Raw genomic sequence first — 24,622 nt, forward strand, 5'->3', positions numbered from 1 at the left:
TCCCATCGCCGTCACGACCCCGCGAGCGCCTCGGTCGGGGAGAGCCGGCCGGCCCGTACCGCCGGGTAGAGGCCCGCTGTCGCGCCGATCAGCAGCGTGACGGCGATGCCCGCGCCGGCGGCCCATACCGGTACCTCGGTCGGCCAGTCCCGTACGGAGGCGTACGCGGCGGTGATCGCCGTACCGAGTACCGTCCCGCCGAGGCCGCCCAGCGCGGACAGCAGCAGCGACTCGGCGACGAACTGGCCGCGGATCTGGCCGCTGGTGGCGCCCAGCGCGCGGCGCAGACCGATCTCCGGGCGGCGTTCGAGCACCGAGATCACCATGGTGTTGCCCACTCCGACGCCGCCCACCAGCAGCGCGACCCCGCCGAGGCCGAGCAGCAACCCGGTCAACGCGGACTCGGTGGCCTCCCGGGCGGCCAGCGCGTCGGAGGGCCGGGAGACCAGCACCTCGTTCGGCTGCGCCGGGTTCGCGGTGGCCGCGAGGACATCGCGAACCGCCGTCACGCGGTCGTCCCGGGCACGTACGTACACGGTCGACGGATGGCCGTCGAAGTGCAGATACGTCCGCGCCGCCTGCCACCCGACCAGCGCCGAACTGTCGATCTCCGGGGCGAGCGGCGCCGGTTCCAGCACGCCCACGAGCGAGAACCACTTGCCGCCCAGCCACAGCCGCATCCCCGGGGTGTACGCGTCCAGCCTCCGGGCCGCCTCCGCGCCGAGTACCACCGCCGGGTACTCCTCGGTCGCCGAGGCGAGCCACCGGCCCGTACGGACGCTACCGCCGATCGCCGGCAGCAGCCGTGGCTCGGCCGCCGCCACCTGGACGCTGCTGGTCCGCCCCACGGGCACATGTTCGTTGCGGTAGACCGCGGCGCCGTCGAGCACACCGATCGCCGCCACCTGCTGCACGGGACCGATCCGCCGGATCATGGGCACCGCCTCCTCGGGGAGGCGGGTCTTGCGGCCGTCGGGGGTCTGGCCGGGGGCGACGCGCAGCATGTTGGTGCCCAGCGCGTCGAGCCTGCGGTCGACCTCGGCCCGGCTGGAGCTGGAGATGCCGACGACGGCGACCATCGCGGCGACCCCGATCGCGATCCCCAGCGCAGACAGGAAGACCCGCAGCGGGCGGGTGCGCAGCCCGGTACCGCCGAGCCGGAGGATGTCGGCGGGGGTCAGGCGGGCGGGGCGCAATGAGGTCGTGCGCCCTCGCGTTCGCCCTCGGCGGCTCATCGCTGCTCCTCGGTTCTGGTGGGGCCGCTGTCGGCGATGATCCGGCCGTCGCGCATTTCCACCCGCCGGTCGAAGGCCGTGGCCATCTCCCGGTCGTGGGTGATGACCACCACCGTGGTGCCGGCCGTGTGCAGATCGCGCAGCAGCTCCAGTACCGCGGCGCCGGAGGCCGAGTCGAGGTTGCCGGTGGGCTCGTCGGCGAGCAGCAGGGCCGGCTCGCCGATGACTGCGCGGGCGACCGCGGCCCGCTGCCGCTCGCCGCCGGAGAGCTGGTGCGGAAGGTGGTCGATCCGGTGGTCGAGACCCACCCGGGTCAGCGCGTCCGCCGCCCTGCGCCGGCGTTCGCGCAGCGGTACACCGGCGTACAGCAGCCCGTCGGCGACGGTGTCCAACACCGGTACGCCCACGGCCAGATGGAACTGCTGGAACACGAAGCCGATGCGCTGCGCGCGCAGTGCGGAGACCTCGCGGTCGGACAACTCGGCGATCGGGTGGCCGTCGACGGTGACCCGGCCGCTGGACGGCCGGTCGAGCGTACCCATGAGATGCAGCATGGTCGACTTTCCCGAGCCGGAGTGGCCGACGACGCAGGCCAGTTCGCCGTATTCGATGGTCAGGTCCACTCCGTCGACCGCGGTGACATGGCCGGGGTAGGTCTTCGACACGGCCTCGAACCGGACGACGGGAGTGCCGGGTTGCGGCTTCGGCGGGCCCGGCGAGCGGGTCGCTGAGGTCACTTGGGAATCCTCACCTTCATGCCCTCGTGGACCTCGGGCCCGCTCACCTCGACGCGACCGTTGGCGAACAGGCCGGTCTTCACAGGTACGAACTTGCTTGTCCCCTCGGCCAGTTCCAGACCGTGGCCGCCCTCGGCCAGGGCGACGAGGGAGGCGACCGGTACGGTCAGTACGCTCTTCCGCTGCTCGACCACATAGCGCACGGTGACCGGGCCGCTCTCCATCCTGCCCAGCGCGTCCTGGTCGTCGAAGGTGATCACCACGGACACGGTGGCCGCCTTCGTGTCCGCGTCGCCACCGCCCTCCGCGCCTTCGGTGTTCCCCTCGCCCTCGGCGGCGGAGGCGTCCTTGCCCACGCTCGCGACCTTGCCCGGCACGGAGCGCCCGTCCGGGAGTTCCACGGTGACCTCGCTGCCCCGGCGTGCCCAGTCCGTGTCGGCGGCGGGCGCGGCCACGGTGACCATGCGGGAGGTACGGGTGTAACTCACCGGGCTGCCGGCGGCCTCGGCCCCGACGCGCACGCTGGTGCCGGCGATCCGTACGGGACCGGACGCGTAGACGATGTCACCGGCGTCGACCCTGCCGGTCTGGGGCAGGCCGAGGTCCTTCTGCCAGCGCTTGACGGCGTCGGCGGTCAGCGTGGTGTACGTGTCGTCCACGGTGAAGCCGGAGTAGCCGAGGGCCTGGAGGTTGGTCTCGAACTGCTTGACGTCCATGCCGCGGAGTGGGGTCGGCTGGGAGGGTGGGGCGGGCTGCTGCTGCGGCGGAGTGCCACCATCGATGTCGGTGACTCCGTCGGTGTCCTTCGTGCCGCCGGCGCTCCCGTCGGTGTTTTTGGGCCCGTCGGCGCCCGCGGTGCCGTCAGCGCCCGCGGGCGCCGTTTCCGGCTCCACCATGCCCAGATCGCGGTACATCGGCAGGCTGCCGTACAGCAGCACCACCGGACGGTCGTCGACGCGCAGTACGGTCCCGCCGCGCCGTATCGTCCGGTCCGTTTCGGGCAGCCAGGTCACCGTTCCCTTCGCCTTGACGGGGAACGGGACCTCGGGCCCGTGGCCGAGCCGGCCGTCGATCTCCGTCTGGTCGGTCAGCGTGCCACGGGTGACCGGTACCGCCTGGCTGCTCCTGCCCTCCCCCGTTTGACCGGCGTCCGCGCCGCCCCCGCCCAGCCCGAGGGCGCCGACCGTACTGACCCCGGCGACCAGGAGAATCCCGGCCCCCACGAGCACGGGGCCGCGCCTGGGCCGCCCGGTTCTCCGGCCGTCGGCGCGGCTCTCCGATTCCCGTCCCGTTTCCATGGCTTCCTGTCCCCGCCCGTCGGATCCTGTCCCTGCCCTGCCCGTCAGCCCTTGGGCGTGGGCGCGTTCTCCGGGATGCCGATGATCGAGGCGCACTCGCGCGCGGCCCGCTTCGCACCCGCCGACGTGGAATCCCACTGGACGTCCCGGAAGTGGCCGTCCTCACCGGTGTCGGGGAAGTCGGGAGCGCCGTGCTCCTGCATGCACTTCGCGTACTCCCGGTTCTTCCCGATCTCCTCCTTGGAGAGCTCGGGCTGCTGCTCCTTCTGGACGCTGTCGGGGACGGGCAGGCTGAGGTCCGCGCACTTCTCCTGCGCCTGGAGGGCCTTCTGGTCGCGCTTCCACTTGGCGTTGTCGCCGAAGTCGACCCGGCCCTTGGCGTCCGGGTCGGGAACATCGAGCCCCGCGTCACGCAGGCACTTGACCCACTTGCGCTGGCCCTCGACGTACTCGGCCAACTCGCCGGCGCTGCTCTTGGTCGCGCCGGCGCCGGCCTTGCCGTTACCGGCGGACGCGATGTCGTCCCCGCCGTCGTCGCTCCCGCAGCCGGTCACCGTCAGCGCCATCACCGACACCGCCCCGACCAGCAACCGTCCCCCGAACCACCGACGCGAACCCATCGCAGCGCTCCTCATCCCTCGGCCACCGCCCGGCCCACCGAGGCCGGACGCGCCGAATGTAGAACCGCCCTGATGAAGAACCTATGAAGAAGCCATCAAGAACTTCTCCGCACGAACCGAACGAACCGAACGACAACGATCCGAGCGAGAAACGACCTGTAGGGATGCCAGACGGTCATGTTGTGTCGTGCGCAAGGCACGCCGTGTGCTCGCTCGCTAGCGTGGGGCGGACTTCTCGCCTGGCCAGGGAAAAAAGGCGAAGGCACGTGGGGCTGTGCGAAGGAACGTGGGGCTGCGATGGCGACACATCATGTGCGGGTGGCGGTCGACCTCCCGGCCGAGGTGACGAGCTTTGTGGGGCGGGCCGATGAGCTCGCGGCGGCGGAGCGGACGCTCGGCCGGGCCCGGCTGGTCACGCTCGTCGGGCCGGGAGGCGTGGGCAAGACCCGGATCGCGCTGCGTACTGCCACGCAGCTCGCTGCGCGGTTCGCCGACGGAGTGTGCCTGGTGGAGCTCTCCGCGCTGCGCGACGCCGCGCTGCTGCCGAACACCGTCATCGGTGCCCTGAACCTGCCCGAGCAGACCGGTCGTCCGCCACTCGACTACCTCATGGAGTATCTGAAGAACAAGGAACTCCTCCTGATCCTGGACACCTGCGAGCACGTCGTGGACACCTGCGGCATGCTCGCCGACGCCCTGCTCCGTACGGCCCCCGGCCTGCGGATCCTGGCCACCAGTCGGCAGGCGCTGAGCGTGCCGGGCGAGAACGTCCTGGAGGTTCCCCCGCTCGGCGTCCCGGACGAGGGCGGCACCGCTGAAGAGACCGACGCGGTACGGCTGTTCGCCCAGCGGGCGGCGGCGGTGCGCAGCGGCTTCACGGTCGACGACCGTAACCGTGCCGCGGTCGGCGCGCTGTGCCGGCGGCTCGACGGCATCCCGCTGGCCATCGAGCTGGCCACCGTACGGCTGCGTGCGCTCTCCCTCGATCAGCTCGTCAGCCGGCTCGACAGCAGGTTCCGTCTGCTCACCGGCGGCAACAGGACGGCGATGCCCCGGCACCAGACCCTGCGTACGGCCATCGGGTGGAGCCATGAACTGTGTTCGCCCGAGGAACGGCTGTTGTGGGCGCGACTGTCGGTCTTCGCCGGGTACTTCGACCTGGCCGCGGTGGAGGAGGTGTGCGCGGACGCCGAGCTGCCCGCCGACGAGATCGTCGAATCGCTGATCGAGCTCGTGGACAAGTCGATCGTGCTCAGGCGCGACGACGAGAGCGGGACCCACTACCGACTGCTCGACACCATCCGGGAATACGGCGAGGAGTGGCTCACCGAACTCGGCGAGGCACCGGCGCTGCGGGCCCGCCACCGCGACCACTACCTGGCCATGGCCGAGGAGTTCAAAGGGGAGTTCTGCACATCGCAACAGGTGCCCGGATATCTGCGGTTGCGGCGGTGCTCCGCCGATCTGCGGGCCGCACTGGAATTCTGCTTCACCGAGGGGGGCGGTGGGGCAGGAGCGGAGGACGAGGACGCGGCCGAGGCTGCCCGCGCGGGGCTCAGGCTCGCCAACTCGCTCTGGTGTTATTGGGTGTGCTCCTCGCGGTACAGCGAGGGACGGTACTGGATGAACAAGGGGCTCAGCCTGGTCGATGGCCCTGTTCCCGAACGGGCGGAAGCCCTGCGCTTCGTCGGCTGGTTCGCGATCATGCAGGGTGAGCACGACTTCGCCCTGCCACTCCTGGAGGAGTCCAAGGCCATCGCCGAGGAGCTGGCGGACGAATCCCTCCTCACGTACGCGCTGCAGTATCTGGGCGGCACGTACATGTTCATGTGCGAGGGCGAGCTCGCGCTGCGGTACTACGGGGAGGCCCGGCGCCGGCTCATCGCGCAGGAGGACCACGTCGGCATCGCGATCGTCCATTACCAGGAGGCGTTGATGCACGCCATGCTGGGCGACACCGAGACCTCGATCGAGCTCTGCGATGTGACCCTGGGTCTGCTGGCGGGAACGGAGGAGCGCTGGAACCAGGCATGGGCGCTGTGGGTGAAAGGGGTCGCCCTGTGGCTCGGCGGTGACCACGCCGCATGCGAGGACGCCACGCGCGCCGCCCTGGCGATGAAGTACGACGTCCTCGACATGACGGGCTTCGCCCACTCCCTCGAAGTGCTCGCCTGGCTCGGGGCCGATCGGGGGCGTCCCGAGGAGACCGCGTGGATGCTGGGCGCGACGAAGGTGCTTTACGAAAAGATCGGCGCCCCGCTCTTCGGCATCGCCATGCTCCAGAGCCACCATGACGCGGCCGTATGCAAGGCCAGGGCGGAGCTCGGCGATGCCGCGTACGACAAGGCGTTCGGCCGAGGATCGGTGATGGCGCTCGACGAGGTGATGGCCCGGGTCCGGTCCGGGACGGAACAGGACCGGTCCGGGACGCCACAGGACCGGTCCGGGACGGAACAGGCCCCGCCCGGCGCGGCGGGCCCCGAGGACCCGGCGGGCCCGCTGGAGTCGCTGACCCGCCGGGAGCGCGAAGTGGCCGAACTGGTCGCCGCCGGACTCTCGAACCGTCAGATCGCGGACCGGCTGGTGATCTCCAAGCGGACCGTGGACGCCCATCTGGAGCACATCCTGGGCAAACTGGGATTCTCGTCCCGGGCCGGGATCGCCGCCTTGGTGGGGGAAATGCCGATGGCGCAGTTGGACACCCGCCGGAATGCCTGAGAGCGGTGGATCGGTGGGCCGGGTCAGCAGCCGGTCCGGGTCGGGGTGAAGCGCAGCTTGGCGTGGTCTTCCTTGCCGAGTGCGGTGGTGTAGGTGGCGTGCGGGACGCGGTACCAGACGCCGTCCTTGCCGGGCCGGCCGTTGACGTCGTCGAGCCGTACGCACCAGCGTTCCGGCCGGACGATCCGCCGGTACGTCTCCGTGCCCTGCCGGACCTTGCGGCACTTCTCGTACCGCTCGGTGGTGTGCCAGGTCCTCTTCTTGCCGCCGCTGCGCTTGGTGTGCTTGACCCGCTTCGTTGCGGGCGCGCACTTCTTCACCTTGTGCGGCCGGGTCGCCTTGACCGTCTTCTTGGTGACGTGGCGGACGCCCGCCCGGAGCCCCGTGACCTCGTCCGAGTGCGGCCGCACGTTCTGGGCGCTCCCCGTGCCGTGACCGCTGCCGTCGCTCCCCCGGTGGCCGTCCGCTCCCGCTCCGCAGGCGCTGAGCCCCGCCACGAGAAGCGCCGTCAGCCCGGCCTGTATCAGTCGCTGCTTGGTGAGCATGTCTCCCCCTGTGGTCGCTCCGGCAGCGGTCAGCGTAGCTGATCTTCGCAGCTCGGAGTCCGGCCCTCAGGTATTGAACTATGCTGAAGAGATGTCCTCCGGCGAAGAGCTCGATCACGCGGCCGTCGAGCTGCGTAACAGCCTGATGCGCATGGCGCGCCGCCTGCGGGCGCAGCGGCCGCCCGGTGAGCTGACGCTCGGGACGATGGCCGTACTGGGGCGGCTGGAGCGCGACGGGCCGGCGACCGCGAGCGAGCTGGCCGCGGCCGAGCGGGTCACCCCGCAGTCGATGGCACGCCCGGTCGCCAGGCTCGTGGAGCTGGGGCTGGTCGAGCGCCGCCCCGACCCGGCCGACGGGCGGCAGACGCTGCTGCATCCCACGGACGGCGGACGGGAGTTGATCCGGGCCGACCGTGCGCGCAAGGACGTCTGGCTGGCCCGCGCGATGGCGACCCACCTCAACGACGTGGAGCGCGATCTGCTGCTGCTCACCACCCGTCTGCTGGACCGGCTGGCCGCCGCCCCCGACGCCCCCACCGAACACTGATGGACTCCCGTGCCCCGTTCCCGCGAAACCCCCCACGCACCTACACCTACCGCTCAAGTAGACAGCACGGCTGAAGACAAGCAGAGTGCCGCACCGCCTCAGGCCCGGCCCCAGCTGCCGCAGCGCATGGTCGGTCCCATCGCGTTCGGCACGATCCTGCAGCCGCTGAACTCCTCGATGATCGCGGTCGCGCTGGTCGGTATCCAGGCGCACTTCGGGGCCGGACCCGCCACCGCTTGGCTGGTCTCCGGGCTCTATCTCGCCACCGCCGTGGCGGCGCCCGCCGCCGGCCGGCTGGCCGACACGCTCGGCCCGCGCAAGGTGTCGCTCGCCGGGCTGGTCCTGGTCGCGCTGGCCTCGCTCGCCGCCCCCTTCGCCCCGTCCGTCGGCGTGCTGGTCGCCTGCCGCGTCGTCATCGGCATCGGCACCGCCGCGCAGTACCCCTGCGGGCTCGCCATGGTCCGCCGCGCCGCCGACCGGATGCGGGCCGACTCGCACAACGCGCTGGCGGCACTCACGGTCTGCTCCCAGGTCATGGTCGCGCTCGGCCCGACGCTGGGCGGCGTGCTCGTCGGCGGCTTCGGCTGGTCCGGCATCTTCTGGGCCAACGTGCCGCTGACGGTGATCGGCGCGGTCGCGATCCTGCTGTGGGCCCCCACCGACCCCGTACGCGAGGGCAGGGCGCTGCGCCGGACCGTCACACAGCTGGACATCCCCGGGATGCTGCTCTTCGTGGCGGCCATGGGCCTGCTCATGTACTGGCTGCTGTCCCTGGCCCGGACGCCGCACTGGTGGGCGCTGGGTGGCGCGGTGGCCGCCGGGCTGTGCACGGTGTGGCGCTCGCTGCGGGCTCCGGTGCCGTTCCTGGACCTGCGGCTGCTCTCGAACCGCGCGCTGTCCTTCACGTACGTACGGACGATCGCGACGTACACCGCGTACTACGGCATCTTCTACGGCCTGCCGCAGTGGCTGGAGGAGTCCCGGGACCTGGGCGCCTCCGGGGCCGGGCTGGTGATGCTGCCGCTGGCCCTGATGGGCATCGTCTCCACGCTCACCGCCACCCGTGTGCAGAAGCGGCGCGGGCCCGGCCCGCTGCTCCTGATCGGTTCGGTGGTGCTCGCCGCGGGCGGGCTGCTGCTGACCCTGCCCACCGGCTCCTCCCCCGTATGGCTGCTGGTCCTGTTGTGCCTGGTGCTCGGCATCCCCAACGGCTACAACTCGATGGCCAACCAGAACGCCGTCTACCAGGCCGCGCCGGCCGCCCAGGCGGGCGCGGCGGGCGGGCTGTACCGCACCGCGCAGTACGTCGGCGCCAACCTCGCCTCGGCGATGCTCGCCCTGCTCATCGGCAGCCATTCGACCGACGGCGGCCTGCACCGCACCGGCCTCGCCATCGCCGCGATCAGCGGCTGCCTCGCGGTGGCCGCGCTGGGTGGGCTGCGCCGCGGTCGAGGGCTTACGCCAGGGCCAGGCGCATGATCGTCAGGTCCAGCCAACGGCCGAACTTGGTGCCGACCTCGCGCACGGTGCCGACGTCCTGGAAGCCGAACCGTTCGTGCAGGCGGATCGAGGCGGCGTTGCCCGACTCGATGTCGGCGATCATGACGTGGTAGCCGGCCGCCCGCGCCGAGGTGATGAGAACGTCCAGGAGCGCGGAGCCGACGCCCAGCCCATGGCGGTCGGTACGGACGTAGACGGAGTTCTCCGCCGAGTACCGGAAGCCCTCCAGTGGCCGCCAGGGCGCGTACACCCCGAAGCCGACGACCTCGCCCTCGTGCTCGGCGACGAATGCCGCGCCCTTGTCCAGGAACGCGGTGAGCCAGGCGGCGCCCTCGGCGGGCGTCTGGAGCGTCTCCGTCCACAATGCGGTCGAGTTCTCGATCGCATCGTTGCGAATGGCGAGAATGGCGTCCAGGTCACCGGACCGTGCCGGGCGCACCGTCGCCGCTTCCGCCACCGCGACCGCCACTCCCGACTCGTTCTCATATATTGGATCCATGTCCAATATGGTAGATCCTCTGGTGAGCCGCATCGGGGCACGGGTACGTGCCGAGCGGGAACGGCGCCGGTGGACATTGGCGCAGCTGGCGGATGCCTCCGGCGTCTCCCGCGCCATGGTCCACCGGATCGAGCGCGGCGAGAGCAGCCCGACCGCCGTCGTCCTCGGCAAGCTCTCCGGCGCCTTCCGCATCAGCGTCTCGTCGCTGCTCGCGATGGCGGAGGGCGCCATGGACGACGGGGACGGTAAAGAGGCCGGGATCGTGGACGCCGCCGCGGAGTGGCGGGACCCGGCCACCGGGTACCACCGCCGCCAGATCTCCGGTCCGCGGTTCCCCGCGGAGATCGCCGAGATCCGGCTGCCCGCCGGCGCGCACGTACCGTATCCGGCCGCGGCGTTCGCCTTCGTACAGCAGATCGTCTGGGTGCTGGACGGCCGGCTCACCTTCCACGACGGCGACGAGACGCACGAACTCGCAGCGGGCGACACGATCGAGCTCGGCGCCCCGGCCCCGCGCGCCTTCGCCAACAACACCGAGCAGGAGTGCCGCTACGCCGTCATACTCGTCCGCTCCGAGGCCCCCTGACGCCTCCGCTACGGCCTGGCGGCCGCGGTACCGGCCGAGTGATCAGGTACGGGTGCTGAGCTCGGGCCGGCGGGTGGTGGAGGTGGCGTCGGGTGCGGGGGCGTCCGGCTCTTGCCGCTTGCGCCCCGCCGAGAGGATCACGCTGGTGAGGACGCCTGCCAGCAGGCCCCAGAAGGCCGAGCCGATGCCGAGGAGGGTCACGCCGGAGGCCGTGGCGAGGAAGGTGACCACGGCCGCTTCGCGGGACGCGGTGTCGGACAGTGCGGTGGCCAGCGAGCTGGTGACGGTGGCGAGCAGGCCGATGCCGGCGATGCCGAGGACGAGGGCGTGCGGCATGGCGTCGAGCAGGGACGCCACCGTCGCGCCGAGGACGCCGACGCACAGGTAGAAGATGCCGGACCAGACGGCGGCGACATAGCGTTTGCGGCGGTCGGGGTGGGCCTCCTCGCTGGTACAGATGGCCGCGGTGATCGCCGCGAGGTTGAGGCCGTACGCGCCGAACGGCGCCAGCAGCAGGTTCGCGGCGCCGGTCCAGGTCATCAGGGGCGAGACCGGTACGTCGTAGCCCGCGCCCCGGAGTACCGCGACGCCGGGGAGGTTCTGGGAGGCCATGGTGACCACGAACAGCGGGAGGCCGACGCTGATCAGGACCTTCCAGTCGAACTCCGGGGTGACGAACACGGGCGTGGCCACGGAGAGCCGCACCCGCTCCGCGTGCCAGCCGCCGGTGAACACCGTGGCGACGATGCCGGCGGCGAGGGCGAGCAGTACGGCGTAGCGGGGCAGCAGCCGGCGGCCGAGCAGGTAGGCCACGAACATCGGGAAGGCCACGGCGAAGCTGCTGTGCATGGTGGTGAACAGGCCGGTACCGAACTGGAGCAGGACCCCCGCGAGCAGCGCGGCCGCCATGGTGACGGGGATGCGGTTCATCGCGCGGGCGAACCAGCCCGTCACCCCGCTGGCGAGGATGAGCAGCGCGGAGAACAGGAAGGCGCCCACGGCCTGAGCCATCGACACCCCGCTCAGGCTCGTGGCCAGAAGGGCCGCGCCCGGCGTCGACCAGGCCGTCACGATGGGCGCCCGGTAGCGCACGGACAGGCCGATGCAGGTGCAGGCTATGGCCACGCCGAAGGCGAGCATCCAGGAGGAGATCTCGCGGGAGTCGGCACCGGCCGCCTTGGCGGCGGTGAAGACGAGGGCGGCCGAGCTGGTGACGCCCACGGTCACCGCGATCAGTCCGGCGACGACCGCGGAGGGCGGGGCGGCGGCGCGTATTCGAGCCATCAGGGACATGCGTTCATTTCCAGGGTTCGGGCTGCCGAGAGGGAGGGGGGTTGTTCTGTTTATGGAACGTTCTGTTTGCGGAACAGTACGGAGTAGGCTGGTCGCTCGTCAATGACCTTCCGAAGACGGGAACGGACGCGCGCGGCATGGGCCTGAACGACGAGGTGGGGCGCCGGCTTCGGGAGCTTCGCCAGCAGCAACGCCTGTCCCTGTCCGAACTGGCCCGGCGCTCCGGCGTGGGCAAGGGGACGCTCTCGGAGCTGGAGTGCGGACAGCGCAACCCCACACTGGAGACGCTGTACGCGCTGACCACCGCGCTCAACAGTCCGCTCAGCGCCGTACTCAGCGATCATCCGCGGCACGATTTCGAGGCGCGGGCCGAAGGGGTCTCGGGCAGCGCCGTCACCGCGGTCCTCATCGAGCGCTTCGAGGAGCCGCCGGCCGTCACCGACATCTTCCGCATCCGCATCGCCGCGGGCAGCGTCCAGGAATCCGCCGCACACATCGCGGACACCTCGGAGAGCCTGATGGTGCTGGCGGGCACGGCCGTGGTGGGCGACCCGGCGGAACTCCGGACGGCGGGCCCGGGCGAGTACGCCCACTGGCGCGCCGACGCCCCGCACGTCTACAGCGCACCGCACGGCGAGGACGTGCACGGGATTCTCTTCGTGCGGTATCCGCAGGGCGGGGCGCACTCCGGGCTCTAGTCAGGACGGTTGCCTAAAACCCTTCCCGGGGTCTACGTTGCCCGTGTTTAGTAAGGAGCCCTGACCAAAGGAGTTCAGCGTGGCGACCACCACGTCCGGTCGGAAGCAGGAGCTTCCCGCGCTGCCCCACTGGGAGACCGTCCCCGAGGACCTGTCCGCGGCGATCCGCCGGATCAAACCGGCCCTGCGCGCCCGCATCGAAGCCTCCGGGCGCAGCGTCGCGGAGGTCTTCGCCGTCGTGGAGCGCCGGGTCGCCGCCCGGGTGGCCGAGATCAAGGCCGACAAGGAACGCGGCGAGGGCGTGTGGCCGGTCATCGAGTACGCCGACATCGCGAACGGCACCGTGACCGCCGCCCGGCTCGACAAGCTCAAGCGGCGCGGCTGCCTGGTCGTACGCGGCCACTTCGATCGCGAGCAGGCCCTCGCCTGGGACGCGGACATCGTCGATTACGTCGAGCGCAATCAGTTCTTCGAGACCTACCGCGGCCCCGGCGACGACTTCTTCGGCAGCGTCGGCTCCAAGCCCGAGATCTACCCGATCTACTGGTCGAACGCCCAGATGCAGGCCCGGCAGAGCGACCGGATGGCCCGCGTCCGGACCTTCCTCAACTCCCTCTGGAAGCACGAGTCCGACGGCGTGCGGTGGTTCGAGCCGGACCGCGACGCCCTGTACCCCGACCGCATCCGGCGCCGTCCGCCGGGCACCGACTCCGGCGGGCTGGGCGCGCACTGCGACCCGGGGACGCTCGATCTGTGGATGACCGAGGCGTACCAGCGTGCCTTCCGGCACCTGTTCGACGGCAGCGTCGAGGAGTACGACCCCTGGGACGCGGCGCACCGCACTTCGGGGCCGCAGTACCCCGGCTCCACGATGTGCTCCGCCTTCCGTACGTTCCAGGGCTGGACCGCTCTGTCGGACATGGACCACGACCAGGGCGTTCTGCACACCGTGCCCATTCCGGAGGCGATGGCCTATCTGATGCTGCGTCCGCTGCTGCCGGACGTGCCCGAGGACGACATGTGCGGGGTCACCACCAATCAGGTCTTCCCCGCGAGCGAGAAGTGGCATCCGCTGCTGATGGAGGCGCTCACCGGCATCCCCGACGTGCGGGCCGGCGATTCCGTCTGGTGGCACTGCGACATGATCCACAGTGTCGCGCCCGTCACTGACCAGCAGGGCTGGGGCAACGTCATGTACATCCCCGCGGCGCCCTGGTGTCCGCGCAACGAGGAGTACGCGGCGAGCGTGCGGGACGCCTTCGTCACCGGCTCCAGCCCCGCCGACTTCCCCGAGGAGCACTACGAACGCGGGTGGACCGGCCGCTTCACCGTCGATCAGCTCAATGAGGCGGGCCGCCGCGGGCTCGGTCTCGAAGGCCTCGACGACTGACAGGGCGTCAAACCTTATACAGGGCCGATCAGTTGTTTGCTCGCGCCCACAGGTCCGTACGGCCGCGGCGTACGGCGAGGGCGAGGGCGCCGCGGAGGGCGGCGTTCTCGCCCAGCGTCCCGGTCTCCACGCGCGGGGCCAGCGGCGCGAGCGCGTCGACGGTGGCGCGGACCGGTTCGAGCAGTGCGGGGTGGGCGCCGATGGGGCCGCCGAGGAGGACGAGTTCGGGGTCGACGACCGCGCAGACGGCGGCGACGGCCTCACCGATGGTGCGGCCTTCGCGTGCCACCACCGCCTGGGCCTCGGCGTCGCCCTCGGCGGCCCGGTCCAGGATCGTGCGCGCGGCTTCGACGGCGGCCGGGCCTCGGAGATCGGCCGCCGCACCGCCCGTTCCACCACCGGTTTCCGCGCCCGTGGCAAAGCCCTCGGCCACCGCTCGGGCGAAGCCGTGCCGGCCGCCCGCCCGGCCGTGGCTGCCGCCGAGGTAACCGATCTCGCCGGCCAACCCCCGGGCGCCGCGCACCAGTTCGTCCCCGATCACCAGGCCCATGCCCATCCCGGCGCCGATGTGGACGTACGCGCAGCTGCCGGCCTCCCCCGTCGCGCCGTGCCACCGCTCGGCGAGCGCGGCGAGGTTGACGTCGTTCTCCACCAGCAGCGGCGCGTCGGTCACGCCGGCCAGCGCCTCCCGGGGCTGGAAGAGGCCGGCGGGGTGCGGCGTCTCGGGCAGCGGGATCACCGCAGAGGTGCCGGGGTCGACCGGGTTCGCCACGGACAGGCCCACCGCGAGGAGGGGGCCGCGCGCGCCCCGGCTGCCGGCGATCGCGTCGCGCACCATCGCGCGCAGTTGTCCGGCCGCGTCAGCGGGCTTGCCCGAACCGGCGGGCGGCGCCGAGGCTTCGTGGAAGGGCTTGCCGAACAGGTCGGCGGCCGTCAGCCGTACTTCGGTGGAGTCCAGCGAGGCCGCGAGGACGAAGCCGGCGCCGGCCGCCACCCTGTAGTACGTACCCACCCGGCCCTGCCGGCCCGTCTGGGCGCCGGCCGGCAGCAGCAGGCCCGCGCCCTCCAGGCGGCGCACCGCCTCGGAGACGGTCGTCTTGGAGATGCCGGTCACCTGGGCGACCTCGGCGCGGGTGATGGGCGCCTGCTCGAACACCGTGTCCAGCACGATCTGGTCGGTCAGTTCACGCAGCAGCGTCATGCTCGGCAGCGCCGCGCGGCCGGGTCCGCCGAGCCCTCTGCGGATGTCCATTCCACCCCTCGTCCGCCGTCGATGCGGCTGTCACCTTATCGCCGGCGCGCTGGTCAGCGCCGTCCTGTCGCCCACGCTGACCCGCCGGCCGGCGCCGAAACGTGTGAGGTTAGCGTGACGGCATGGAACTCATGGGAGAGATCACTGCCGACCGGCCGCTGCTCGTGGTCGCCGTCAAGGAGGAGGCGCAGTTCCTCGGCGCCGACTTCCCGGTCCTGCTGACGGGCATCGGCAAGGTCAACGCGGCGACCGCGCTCGCCACCGTACTGGCGCGCGGCCCCCGCCCCTCCGGCATAGTCAACCTGGGCACCGCGGGCGCGCTGCGCCCGGGCTGGCGGGGTACGCATGTGATCGGCTCGGTGATCCAGCACGACCTGGACAGCGCGATGCTGGCCGCGCTGACGGGCGAGACGTACGGCGCGCCGCTGGACCTGGCGGACGAGGGCGGGCCGGTGCTGGCGACCGGCGACTCCTTCATAGCCGACGACGCCGCCCGCGACCGGCTGGCGGCGCATGCCGCGCTGGTGGACATGGAGGGGTACGCGGTTGCGGCCGCCGCGCAGCAGGCCGGTGTGCCGGTGCGCCTCGTCAAGCACGTCAGCGACGAGGCGGGGGACGACGCGGCCAGGACGTGGCAGGAGTCGGTGGCCGAGTGCGGCCGCGAGCTCGCCGCCTGGGCGGCGGAGCACATCGCTGTCGGCGCCTGAGTACGTGGGCACCTGCCCTATATACGTGGGCACCTGCCCTATAGGTGTACACAGCACACTGTGGCGTAGACGACAGTGAAATACGGATGACCATGCTGGTGGCGGGCGTTGCGAACAGCGGAACGTCCGCCTCCCGGCGGCGTTCTCCCCTCGCATGCCGACTTGAGGAGAACCACCCGTGACATCCAGCGACCCCGCCGCCCGCGCGGCCCAGGTGCTCTCCCGCCCCTTCTCCCTGGGCGGGCTGACCGTGCCGAACCGGATCGCCATGGCGCCGATGACCCGCGAGTTCTCGCCGGGCGGCGTCCCGGGCGCCGATGTCGCGGAGTACTACGCGCGCCGCGCCGCCGGTGGCGTCGGCCTGATCATCACCGAGGGTACGTACGTCGATCATCCGGCGGCCGGTACCAGCGGTGCCGTTCCCCGCTTCCACGGCGAGGACGCGCTCGGCGGCTGGCAGAAGGTCGTCGAGGCGGTGCACGCCGCGGGCGGCACGATCATGCCGCAGCTCTGGCACGTGGGCATGGCCCGGGAAGCGGGCGCGCCGCCCTTCCCGGACGCCCCGCCGTCCGGCCCGTCCGGCCTCGCCCTCGACGGCACGCCGTCCGGGCACGCCATGACGCAGCAGGACCTCGACGACGTCATCGCGGCGTTCGCCGAAGCGGCCCGCGCGGCCGAGCGCATCGGCTTCGACGGCATCGAGCTGCACGGCGCGCACGGTTACCTCATCGACCAGTTCCTGTGGTCGGGCACCAACCGGCGCACCGACGCGTACGGCGGCGACCCCGTGGCCCGTACCCGCTTCGCCGCCGAGATCGCGGCGGCCTGCCGCGCGGCGGTCTCCCCCGACTTCCCGATCCTCTTCCGGATGTCCCAGTGGAAGATGGGCAATTACGAGGCCCGGCTCGCCGACACCCCGGAGGAGCTGGACGCGATCGTGGCGCCGCTCACCGCCGCGGGCGTGAGCTCCTTCCACGCCTCGACGCGCCGCTACTGGCTGCCGGAGTTCGAGGACTCGGACCTGAACCTCGCCGGCTGGGTCAAGAAGCTCTCCGGGCTCCCGACCATCACCGTCGGCTCCGTCGGCCTCGACAACGAGTTCATCCAGGCGTTCCAGGGCAAGCAGGCCGGTGTCGCCGGCATCGACCGGCTGCTGGACCGGATGGAGCGCGACGAGTTCGACCTGGTCGCCGTGGGCCGGGCGCTGCTCGGCGACCCGGAGTGGGCCGCGAAGATCTTCGAGGGCCGCACCGGCGAGCTCGTACCGTTCGACGCCTCGATGCTGCGCACGCTGAGCTGAGCCGGCTGGCCAGCTGGCCAGCTGGCTGAGCGTCCTCCCCCACCCGCCCCGCCTTCTCACTGCTCGGCGAGCGGTGCGGAAGCGGGGGCGGGCAGCGAGGCGAGCAGATGGCGGCATGCCTGATGGCCCTCGGGGGTGGGCCACAGCGGGTAGACGTGGATCTGGCCGGGCGCCTCGTTGAAGTCGACGTCGACGCCCTCGGCCGTCGCCAGGTCGCGGAAGCGGCGGGCGTCGGCGGTGAGGATGTCACGGGTGCCGGCGAACACCGTCGTACGCGGCAGACCGGCGAGGCTGCCGCGCACCGGGCTCACCCAGGGGTGGGCGAGGTCCAGCTCGCCGGCCCACAGCGAGCCGCAGTAGCGCAGTGCCGCCACCCCCAGCATGGGGTCGTGCGACTGCAGACCGGCGATGCCGGAGTTGTCCAGGACGAGGTCCAACCAGGGCGATATCAGGACCAGTTGATCCGGCGAGGTGCCGCCGGTGTCCCGCAGCCGCTGCGCCAGCGTCACGGACAGTCCGCCGCCGGCCGAGTCGCCCATGAACACCGTGGGGAGCGTGCCGTCCGCGGTGAGCCGGCCCGCAAGTGCGGTGAGGTCGGGGACGACGGTGGAGGCCGTACCGCGCGGCGCCAGCGGGTGGACCGGTACGACCACGCGTGCCGCCCCACTGGTCGCCAGCTTCTCGATCAGGTTCCAGTGGTTGTCGCCGATCTCCTCGATATAGGCACCGCCATGGAGGTACAGGACCTGGACCTGTGCGTCGCCGTCCCGCGGGGCGACCTCGTAACAGGGCCACCCGTGGCGGAAGTGCGCGGTCACCCGGCAGTGCCGGTCCAGCCGCTTGGGCGGCCCGAACGCGGCGGGCCGCCGCTGCTGCCGCTCGACCTTCCGCCGCACCTCGTCCAGGTCGCGGTATCCCATCCGGTGCCCCAGCGCCGATGCGACGAGCAACAGGACTCGGCTGCTCAAGCTGGGCACGGCGCCACCTCCCTCGTCCACGACTGCAGTACACCCAGACGCGTTCCACGCAGTCACGATCGAAAACGGAGGGAGGCGGCGACGGCCGTCAGGCCTCCGGGAGGCGGGTGTCCTCCGGGAGGGTCACCAGCCAGTGGGTGTCCTGGCGGGGGCGGAGGTACAGGGCCCAGTACAGCGTCGCCGCGGCCATGATGCCGCCGGTCCACAGCAGGTACTGCATCTCCTGCTGGCTGAGGATGTACACGAGGACCACGATCAGCAGCAGCGGAACCGCGGGCCACAGCGGCATCCGCCAGGCGGCCGTGTTCTTGTGGGCGCCGCGCCGGGCCGCCAGCGCCGCGATGGCGACGAGCAGGTACATGCCGCTGACGGAGACGCCGGTCACGCCGTAGAGCGTGTCGAGGTTGACGAAGCACAGGGCCGCGCCGGGGAGACCGACGACCAGGGTCGCCACCCACGGGGAACCGAAGCGGCCGAGGCGGGACAGCCCCTCGTTGACCGGCCGGGGCCACGCCTTGTCGCGGGCGGAGGCGAACAGCACGCGGGAATTCTGGATGACCATGACAATTCCGGCGTTGATGATGGCCAGGGCGACACAGAGGCTGACGAAGGTGCCGACCGCTGAATTGCTCCACGCGGTGACCATGGTGCTGAGGTCGCCCGAGGTCAGCGCTTCGATGCTGGGGGCGCCGAGGGTGATCGCGATGACCGGGACGAGGATGACGGCGGCGGAGATCGCCAGCGTGGCCAGCACGGTACGGGCGACGTTGCGGCGCGGGTTCTCCAGCTCCTCGGAGAGGTAGACCGCGGTGGAGAAGCCCTGGGTGACGAAGAGGGCGATGGCCAGGCCCGAGACGATGAGCAGCGCGGTGACCGGTCCGGGGGCGCCGGTGGGGCCGGCGACGGTGCCGTGCAGCAGGGCGGAGCCGCCGCGCTCGGCGTGCGCGAAACCCAGTACCGCGACGACGCCCGCGGCGACGACCTCGAGGACCAGGAAGATGCCGGTGATCCAGGCGTTGGCGCGCAGGTCCAGCAGGCCGGCGAGGGTGGCCAGGAGCATCACCGCGGCGCCGGCGATCGGGGCCGGTATCTGGACCACGGGGGCGAGGTAGTCCGCGGTGCCCATGGCGATCACAGGCGGCACGATCATGACAACCAACAGGGAGAGGACGAACACCAGCCAGCCGGCCAGCCGCCCGGTCAGCGTCGACACCATGGCGTACTCGCCGCCGGCGCTCGGGATCAGGGTGCCCAGCTCCGAGTAGCAGAACGCCACCGCGATGCAGAGGACGGAACCGATCGCGATGGTCAGGGCGGTGAAGGTCCCCAGGTCGGCGAAGAGGTCGGGCACCACCACGAAGAGCGTGGAGGCGGGCGTGACGCAGGACAGGGTCAGCAGGGTGCCGCCGACGACGCCGATCGAGCGCTTCAGCGTCTTCGGGCCGTCCTGGCCCGGGGCGTCGGCGGCGTCGGTGGTCACCGCGGTGCGGTCACCGGTGGGTGGCTGGCTGAGGATGTCGGTCATGGAGCGGTTCCGATCGACTGGATGTGGCACGTGATGGCGGGAGCGTTATCGCCTCCGTAGACGGCTGGGTCGTGCTTGCGAGCTGACCGGCGGGTGTCGCCCGTCCGATGGCGGGGCGGCCGGTGAGCTTGATCTGCTCCCGGCGCATATAGAAGCCCGACGAGATCCGGAGCGTCAAGGCGTGTATGGGTGCGGAATTCGTTGCCTGGCAGGGACACCTATGCCGTTTTCCGCAGCATCGACACAAGGGGCGGTCTTCAGTCGTCGATGCTGCGGCCGCGGTAGGACCTTGGAAAGGGAGATGAATGGAGCGACCACGCCTGGCATGCGCAGGCCTGTGACGGCTCTGGCCAGGGAGTGTGCGACTGCCGACTGCGGGCCACGAGAACCGAAGAGTGGCCGTGCCGAAGAATTTCGCAGGTCAGGAGATGCTGTCGAGCTTGTTGCGCACCTTGTCCATGACCTTGGCGGGGAGGGTGGCGTAGCCCTGGAAGGAGAGATCCTGCTGGCCCTGCATCCCGGCGGCGTAGAGCAGGAACGACTTGGTGGCGGGCCAGGTCTTCGGCTTGTTGCCCTTGTCGCAGACGATCTCGTACGTGACCATGCCGATCGGGTACGCGCCGGACGCCTTGGGCTGGTAGTCGAGGTCGAGGACCAGGTCGCCGTCCGAGCCGGCGATCTTCGCGCCGGCCAGTGCCTTCGAGGCGTTGACGACGGTGGGGTCGACCGGGGCCGCGGCGCCGGTGTCGATCGAGGCCGTGGGGAGGGTCTTGCCGATCGCGTGGGCGAGTTCGACGTAGCCGATGGCGCCCTCGGTCTGCTTCACCTTGGTGGCCAGCCCGGAGGAACCGGTGGCGGAGTCACCGCCCTTGCCGCGCCACTTCTGGTCGTGCGGGTGCGGCCAGGCGCTCGGGGTGGCAGCGTGCAGATACGCGGTGAAGTTGTCGGTCGTGCCGGAGTCGTCGGAGCGGTGGACCGCCTTGATGACGGTCGCGGGCAGGTCGGCCTTGGGGTTCAGCTTCCTGATCGCCGGATCGTTCCACTTGGTGATCTTGCCGTCGAAGATCCGGGCGAGGGTGGGGGCGTCCAGTACCAGCTTCTCGACGCCCGACAGGTTGTAGGCGACGGCGATCGGGCCGCCGAGCATCGGCAGGTGCACGGCGCGGCCGCCGTCCGTACACGCCTTCTCTGCCCCGTCCCGCTGCGATTTCTTCAGCGCGGAGTCGGAACCGGCGAAGGCGGTACGGCCCGCCAGGAAGTCCTTCTGACCGGCGCCGGAGCCGGACCCCTCGTACTGGATCCGGGTGCCGTCGCAGGCCTTCTGGTAGTTCCTGATCCAGAACCGCATGGCGTTCTGCTGCGCGGTCGAGCCGGAGGCCTGCAGCGTGGCCGCCTTGCCGCACTTCACCGCGCCGCCCGGGGCCGCGGTACCGGAGCCGGAAGCGGACGCGGACGTCGCGCTGGGCGATCCGCCGGACTCCGGGGAATCGTCCGAGCCGCAGGACGCGAGGGCCAGTACGCCCGAAAGTGCCGCCAGGGCGGTGGCCAGGGCGCGCGGGCCCCGGGGACGCTGTGATGTCACGGTCGACTACTCCTTGAGCTTCGGGGGATCAAAAGTCACGGGGTCAGGACGGGGGTGCCGGCAGGGGGTGCGCGGCGAGGGCGCGGGCCGTGTGCGCCAGTTGGGAGGCCATGGCGCGGGCGGTGGAGGCGGACCAGTCGTGACCGCGGTCCTCGTCGAGGTAGTCGGGGCCCGGTCCGGGGCCGAGGTGCCAGTACGTCCAGCTCTGGCCGGGGATCGTGTAGCCGATGTCGACCAGGGCGCCGTTGAGCTCGCTGATGACGTGGTGCGCGCCGTCCTCGTTGCCGGTGACGACGACGCCGGCCACGCGGTTGAAGGCGACCGGGCGGCCCTGGTCGTCGGTCTCGCTCAGCATCGCGTCCATGCGCTCCAGTACGCGCTGCGCCACGGAGGACGGCCTGCCCAGCCAGGTGGGTGAGGCGATGACCAGGATCTCGGCGCTCAGGAGCTTCTCGTGCACCGCGGGCCAGTCGTCGCCCTCGCCCATATCGGTCTGCACGCCCGGGAGGAGGTTCAGGTCGACGGCCCGGACGGTCTGCGCGGTGACGCCGTGGGTGTCCAGGGCCTTGATGACGACGCCGGCGAGGGCTTCGGTGTTCGACGGCTGCGGGGAGGGTTTGAGGGTGCAGTTGATCACGAGGGCGCGCATGGGACTTCTGTACCCGGGCGTGGCGCGGGTCCGCGGGGAACGGCGGGGGCTTCACCCGCACGGCACCCCCACAGCTCCCCCACGGCTCCCCCGAGGGCCCCTGGCATCATTGACCCCATGGCCACCACGCGCGAACTCTTCATCGGCGGCAAGGACGTGCCCGCCGCCTCCGGACGTACCACCGAGGACATCAGCCCCTTCACCGGTGAGGTGTACGCGACCGTCGCCGCCGGCGGGCCCGAGGACATCACGCGGGCCGTGGACGCCGCGGACGCGGCCTTCCCCGCGTGGGCCGCGCTCGCCCCGTTCGCCCGCCGGGCCATCTTCCTCAAGGCCGCCGACCTGCTCGATGCCAAGGGCGAGCAGGCCGTCGAGCTGATGGCGCACGAGGTCGGCGGTACGGCACCGTGGGCGCACTTCAACGTCGCGCTCGCCGCGAACGTGCTGCGCGAGGCGGCCGCCGCCATCACCGCGCCGCGCGGCGAGGTGCTCAGCACGCAGGAGAGCGGCGCGCTGGGCATGGCGATACGCGAACCGCTGGGTGTGGTCGGGGCGTTCGCGCCGTGGAACGCGCCGCTGATCCTCGGCGTGCGTGCCGTCGCCGCGCCGCTCGCCGCGGGCAACACCGTCGTGGTCAAGCCGAGCGAGGACGCGCCGCTGGCCTGCGGGCTGTTCGTCGCCGACGTGCTGCGCGAGGCGGGGCTCCCGGACGGCGTACTGAACGTGGTCACCAACGCCCCCGAGGACGCGGCCGCCGTCGCCGAGACGCTGATCGCCGACGCACGCGTACGGGCCGTCAACTTCACCGGCTCGACCGGCGTCGGCCGGATCATCGGCACCCACGCGGCGAAGCACCTCAAGCCCGCCGTACTGGAGCTGGGCGGCAAGAACGCGATCCTCGTGCTGGACGACGCGGACGTGGACTACGCGGTCGACGCGGTCACCTTCGGCGTGTTCATGAACGCGGGTCAGATCTGCATGTCGGGCGACCGGATCCTGGTGCACGAGAGTCTGGCGGAGGAGTTCACGCGGAAGTTCACGGCGAAGGTCGCGGCGCTGCCGTCCGGTGACCCGCGCGAACCGCAGACCGTCGTCGGGCCGCTGGTCAGTGCGGCGGCCGCAGAGCGCGTCGCGGCGCTGGTGAAGGACGCGGTGGACAAGGGCGCCACGGTACTGACCGGGGGCGGCGCGCCGGAGGGCGCGGTACACCCGGCGACCGTGCTGACCGGCGTCACCAAGGACGCGGAGCTGTACTACGGCGAGGCGTTCGGGCCGGTCTGCGTGCTCGAGACGTTCGCCGACGACGAGGCGGCCGTCGCCCTGGCCAATGACACGGAGAACGGCCTGACCTGTGGCGTCCTCACCGAGAACGCCACGCACGGGCTGGCCGTCGCGCGCCGCATCCGTACCGGAATCGTGCACGTCAACGACCAGTCCGTCGGCGACGAGCCGCAGGCGCCGTTCGGCGGCATCAAGGACTCCGGTTACGGGCGGTTCGGCGGCCGCTGGGGCATCGAGGCGTTCTCCAGCACCCGCTGGCTGACGGTCGCGACACAGCAGGCGCACTACCCGTTCTGAGGCGCCCGCGCCGCCGTATGACGTTCCGTCGTCCCCGGCGCGCCCGTGCGGCGCGCCAGGGGGACGAGGGCGATGGCGGCGGCGCCGAGGAGGCCGGCCAGGGCGAAGGCGGTGAAGCCCATGCTCTGACTGCCGGTGGCGGCGAGGACGCCGATCAGCCAGGGGCCGAAGGCCGCGCCCATCCGGCCGACGCCGGTGACCATGCCGAGCCCCGCGGCGCGTTCGCTGTCGCGGTAGACGGTGCCGGTGACGGCGTAGACCATGACCTGGGCGCTGAAGAGTACGACGCCGGTGACGGCGATGACGGCATAGGTGACGCCGAGCGGCAGGTGCGACTTGAGGAGCAGCGCGCCGGCCGCGGTGAGGGCGAACCAGAGCGCGGAGATCTTCACTGAGCCGAAGCGGTCGGCGGCGCGGCCCGCGACGAACATGCCGACGATCCCGCCCGCGTTGATGACCATCAGGAAGGTCACCGAGGAGCTGAGGCCGTAGCCGGAGGCGCGCATCATCTGCGGCAGCCAGGTGGACACGCCGTACACCAGCACCAGGCCGCAGAAGGAGGCCAGCCAGAGCAGGAGGGTGGCCCAGCGGGACTCGGCGCTGAAGAGGGCGCGGACGGCGGCGAGCCGGCCCTTGGCGCCGGCGGCCGGAGCCTGGACGGGGGTGGGCCGCGGCAGGCCGTACCGGTCGGCGACGGCGTCGGCGCGGGCGCGGTCGCCGCGCGCGAGGAGCACGCCGGGCGACTCGGGCAGGTACTTCAGGAGCAGCGGTACGGCGATCAGGGCGGGCAGCACGCCCGCCCAGAACACGGCGCGCCAGCCCGCGGCGGGCGCCAGGCCGAGCCCGATGCCGGTCGCCGCCATGCCGCCCGCGTGGTACGAGGACATCAGCAGGCCGGTGGTGAGCGCGGCCCGGCCGGGCGGCGCGAACTCCAGCACCATGGCGAGGGCCAGCGGGGTCAGGCCGCCGAGGCCGATGCCGGCGAGGAACCGGCCGGCGCCGAAGAGCGTCGGATCGCCGGCCAGGGCACAGACCCCGGAGCCGAGGGAGAAGAGCACGACGCTGGCGACGAGGGTGGAGCGGCGGCCGAGCCAGTCGGTGACGTTGCCGGCGGCGAGCGCGCCGAAGAACATGCCGAAGGCGGTCCAGCTGCCGATCGAGCCCGCGCTCGCGGGGGTGAGGCCGAGGCCGGGGTCGTCGAGCATGTGCGGCATGACGGCGCCGTAGATGTTGACGTCCATGCCGTCGAAGAAGACGGCCAGCCAGCACAGGGCCAGGACCGGGAAGACCGTGCGGAAGGTGTGGCGTGGGCGGTCGGCGGCCGGGCGGCCCGGCCCGGTCGTGCCGGAGGAAGTCATGGGTGTCCCTGGGATCTGTGCGGCGGTC

General features: G+C 71.8%; 22 protein-coding genes. 9 read left to right on the forward strand and 13 right to left on the reverse strand.

The genetic code is table 11. The features are described 5' to 3' along the window. Positions 1-11 precede the first annotated feature (11 nt). From IF04_RS0116795 to IF04_RS0116810, 4 genes are read right to left on the reverse strand one after another with little or no spacing between them, the layout of a single operon-like run. Positions 12-1,235 carry an ABC transporter permease gene (locus IF04_RS0116795; protein WP_030257416.1) on the reverse strand — a complete coding sequence of 408 codons (1,224 nt, stop codon included), beginning with the start codon at positions 1,233-1,235 and terminating at the stop codon, positions 12-14. Further along, positions 1,232-1,972: an ABC transporter ATP-binding protein gene (locus IF04_RS0116800; protein WP_051831307.1), complete on the reverse strand. Its 741-nt coding sequence runs from the start codon at positions 1,970-1,972 to the stop codon at positions 1,232-1,234. The genes IF04_RS0116795 and IF04_RS0116800 overlap by 4 nt, the downstream gene beginning before the upstream one ends. After that, positions 1,969-3,270, reverse strand: coding sequence for a peptidoglycan-binding protein (locus IF04_RS0116805; protein WP_051831308.1), 1,302 nt, complete (start codon positions 3,268-3,270; stop codon positions 1,969-1,971). Before IF04_RS0116805 ends, IF04_RS0116800 begins: the two co-directional genes overlap by 4 nt. Positions 3,271-3,314: 44 nt before the next feature. Continuing rightward, positions 3,315-3,890: a regulator of G-protein signaling domain-containing protein gene (locus IF04_RS0116810; protein ID WP_030257425.1), complete on the reverse strand. Its 576-nt coding sequence runs from the start codon at positions 3,888-3,890 to the stop codon at positions 3,315-3,317. 297 nt (positions 3,891-4,187) lie between these two features. Here IF04_RS0116810 and IF04_RS0116815 point away from each other — a divergent pair, with 297 nt between their 5' ends. After that, positions 4,188-6,608, forward strand: a complete 2,421-nt coding sequence (locus tag IF04_RS0116815) for an ATP-binding protein (RefSeq protein WP_030257427.1) — start codon at positions 4,188-4,190, stop codon at positions 6,606-6,608. Positions 6,609-6,631: 23 nt separating this feature from the next. Here the strand turns inward: IF04_RS0116815 and IF04_RS0116820 are convergent, their stop codons facing one another. Further along, entirely contained in the window at positions 6,632-7,153 is a 522-nt protein-coding gene (locus IF04_RS0116820; protein WP_030257429.1) for a hypothetical protein, read from the reverse strand. A gap of 91 nt (positions 7,154-7,244) precedes the next feature. Here IF04_RS0116820 and IF04_RS0116825 point away from each other — a divergent pair, with 91 nt between their 5' ends. After that, the gene (locus IF04_RS0116825) at positions 7,245-7,700 is read left to right on the forward strand and encodes a MarR family winged helix-turn-helix transcriptional regulator (RefSeq protein WP_030257431.1); all 456 of its coding nucleotides are present in this window, start codon (positions 7,245-7,247) and stop codon (positions 7,698-7,700) included. A 126-nt stretch (positions 7,701-7,826) separates the two neighbouring features. Continuing rightward, positions 7,827-9,179 (forward strand): MFS transporter, encoded by a 1,353-nt coding sequence (locus tag IF04_RS0116830; RefSeq protein ID WP_078600398.1) that lies wholly within the window; start codon positions 7,827-7,829, stop codon positions 9,177-9,179. Here the strand turns inward: IF04_RS0116830 and IF04_RS0116835 are convergent. Further along, positions 9,157-9,699 carry a GNAT family N-acetyltransferase gene (locus IF04_RS0116835; protein ID WP_030257438.1) on the reverse strand — a complete coding sequence of 181 codons (543 nt, stop codon included), beginning with the start codon at positions 9,697-9,699 and terminating at the stop codon, positions 9,157-9,159. The genes IF04_RS0116830 and IF04_RS0116835 overlap by 23 nt on opposite strands. On the opposite strand from IF04_RS0116835, the gene IF04_RS0116840 reads away from it, so the two are divergent. Beyond that, positions 9,698-10,285, forward strand: a complete 588-nt coding sequence (locus tag IF04_RS0116840; protein ID WP_030257442.1) for a helix-turn-helix domain-containing protein — start codon at positions 9,698-9,700, stop codon at positions 10,283-10,285. The two genes, IF04_RS0116835 and IF04_RS0116840, sit on opposite strands and share 2 nt — an antisense overlap. A gap of 42 nt (positions 10,286-10,327) precedes the next feature. On the opposite strand, the gene IF04_RS0116845 is transcribed toward IF04_RS0116840, so the two are convergent. After that, positions 10,328-11,578, reverse strand: a complete 1,251-nt coding sequence (locus tag IF04_RS0116845) for a benzoate/H(+) symporter BenE family transporter (RefSeq protein ID WP_030257446.1) — start codon at positions 11,576-11,578, stop codon at positions 10,328-10,330. 137 nt (positions 11,579-11,715) lie between these two features. Here IF04_RS0116845 and IF04_RS0116850 point away from each other — a divergent pair, with 137 nt between their 5' ends. After that, positions 11,716-12,276 (forward strand): helix-turn-helix domain-containing protein, encoded by a 561-nt coding sequence (locus IF04_RS0116850; protein WP_030257449.1) that lies wholly within the window; start codon positions 11,716-11,718, stop codon positions 12,274-12,276. Between the two features lie 79 nt (positions 12,277-12,355). Further along, positions 12,356-13,666: a DUF1479 domain-containing protein gene (locus IF04_RS0116855; protein WP_030257453.1), complete on the forward strand. Its 1,311-nt coding sequence runs from the start codon at positions 12,356-12,358 to the stop codon at positions 13,664-13,666. Positions 13,667-13,694: 28 nt separating this feature from the next. Here IF04_RS0116855 and IF04_RS0116860 read toward each other — a convergent pair whose 3' ends face one another. Continuing rightward, a complete protein-coding gene (locus IF04_RS0116860; protein ID WP_030257457.1) occupies positions 13,695-14,918 on the reverse strand; it encodes an ROK family transcriptional regulator in 1,224 nt (407 codons plus the stop codon). A 122-nt stretch (positions 14,919-15,040) separates the two neighbouring features. Between IF04_RS0116860 and IF04_RS0116865 the strand changes: the two genes are divergently transcribed. Both IF04_RS0116865 and IF04_RS0116870 read left to right on the forward strand, forming a co-directional pair. Further along, positions 15,041-15,625, forward strand: a complete 585-nt coding sequence (locus tag IF04_RS0116865; protein ID WP_030257460.1) for a nucleosidase — start codon at positions 15,041-15,043, stop codon at positions 15,623-15,625. A gap of 178 nt (positions 15,626-15,803) precedes the next feature. After that, positions 15,804-16,925, forward strand: coding sequence for an NADH:flavin oxidoreductase (locus IF04_RS0116870; RefSeq protein WP_030257464.1), 1,122 nt, complete (start codon positions 15,804-15,806; stop codon positions 16,923-16,925). A gap of 56 nt (positions 16,926-16,981) precedes the next feature. Here the strand turns inward: IF04_RS0116870 and IF04_RS0116875 are convergent, their stop codons facing one another. The 4 genes from IF04_RS0116875 to IF04_RS0116890 all read right to left on the reverse strand — a co-directional run bounded on the left by IF04_RS0116875 (position 16,982) and on the right by IF04_RS0116890 (position 21,658). Continuing rightward, a complete protein-coding gene (locus IF04_RS0116875) occupies positions 16,982-17,893 on the reverse strand; it encodes an alpha/beta hydrolase fold domain-containing protein (protein WP_211259824.1) in 912 nt (303 codons plus the stop codon). 97 nt (positions 17,894-17,990) lie between these two features. Beyond that, entirely contained in the window at positions 17,991-19,427 is a 1,437-nt protein-coding gene (locus IF04_RS0116880) for an APC family permease (protein ID WP_030257471.1), read from the reverse strand. A gap of 421 nt (positions 19,428-19,848) precedes the next feature. Beyond that, positions 19,849-21,009 (reverse strand): phosphate ABC transporter substrate-binding protein PstS, encoded by a 1,161-nt coding sequence (pstS, locus tag IF04_RS0116885; protein WP_037959700.1) that lies wholly within the window; start codon positions 21,007-21,009, stop codon positions 19,849-19,851. A 43-nt stretch (positions 21,010-21,052) separates the two neighbouring features. After that, a complete protein-coding gene (locus tag IF04_RS0116890; RefSeq protein ID WP_030257478.1) occupies positions 21,053-21,658 on the reverse strand; it encodes a flavodoxin family protein in 606 nt (201 codons plus the stop codon). 117 nt (positions 21,659-21,775) lie between these two features. Between IF04_RS0116890 and IF04_RS0116895 the strand changes: the two genes are divergently transcribed. Beyond that, complete coding sequence (locus IF04_RS0116895; RefSeq protein ID WP_030257481.1) at positions 21,776-23,236, forward strand: aldehyde dehydrogenase family protein; 1,461 nt, start codon at positions 21,776-21,778, stop codon at positions 23,234-23,236. Here the strand turns inward: IF04_RS0116895 and IF04_RS0116900 are convergent. Then, positions 23,224-24,594: an MFS transporter gene (locus tag IF04_RS0116900; protein ID WP_051831311.1), complete on the reverse strand. Its 1,371-nt coding sequence runs from the start codon at positions 24,592-24,594 to the stop codon at positions 23,224-23,226. The two genes, IF04_RS0116895 and IF04_RS0116900, sit on opposite strands and share 13 nt — an antisense overlap. Between the last annotated feature and the right edge of the window lie 28 nt (positions 24,595-24,622).

This window comes from Streptomyces violens (assembly GCF_000717745.1).
Classification (GTDB): Bacteria; Actinomycetota; Actinomycetes; order Streptomycetales; family Streptomycetaceae; genus Streptomyces; species Streptomyces violens.